This window comes from Polaromonas sp. P3_C2 (genome assembly GCF_056402675.1).
In genome coordinates, this window is sequence record NZ_JBFUGX010001137.1 from 1 (window position 1) to 764 (window position 764).

Here is a 764-nt window from a genome sequence, read left to right on the forward strand (position 1 = left end):
CAAGTAGGCGGCCTCTTCGGCGGAAGCCACGATACCGTGGCAGCCTGACTTGCAAGCCAGCGAAGCGAGGCGGAAAACCTGGTCTTTGACTGATGGTGCGAGGCCGATCTCTGGGAGCTCGGCGTCGGAAAGGCTTGTGATGACCGTAAGGCCAAGGACTTTTAGATGGGTGTATGACTCCGCAGCGGTAGCAGCCGCTCGCAGAACAGCCGAACCCGCTGACGCATGGACCGTGACCATTGAAACCCCAAGCTTGCCAGCGGCTTTGACGGCACTGGCTACGGAGTTGGGTATCTCGTGAAGCTTGAGATCGAGGAAGACCTGTTTGCCCGACGACACCAGCTCTCGAACTACCTGCGGTCCAGCCTCTGTGAGCAGCTGAAGGCCGACCTTGTAGTGATCGGCTTCGGGACCGAGCCGATTGACCAATGCCGACGCCTCAGCCGAGGATTCGAAGTCGAGCGCGACGATGACTGGTGATGGCATATGTGAAATGGAGTCTAACGACGGAGGCCAGACGCGGCCGCAGGCCGTCGCCACTGGGTCGATTTGTTAACTGTCTTGCTCTTCACCGGGATCGCACTTTGAAGTTTTCGTCAATGTGGACGGTCGAATCAGACGAGCCACGGTTCGAACAGTCAAAGCCTTGCAATCTGAGTATCGGAAAGCTGTTAAGGCGAACGTTGACGTCCTTGTGCCTCTTGCCCGCGTGGCGTGAATGAATGGCAGTTTTCGTCAAGTAATTGCTGCTGACCCTGTAGTAA

Annotated in this window: 1 protein-coding gene; it reads right to left on the reverse strand. The window is 57.1% G+C overall.

Features of this window, described 5'->3' with window-relative positions; genetic code table 11:
- A partial coding sequence (gene pyrF / locus AC1DWI_RS25160; RefSeq protein ID WP_477726183.1) for an orotidine-5'-phosphate decarboxylase occupies nt 1–486 on the reverse strand: 486 nt, incomplete at its 3' end.
- Nucleotides 487–764: the final 278 nt, after the last annotated feature.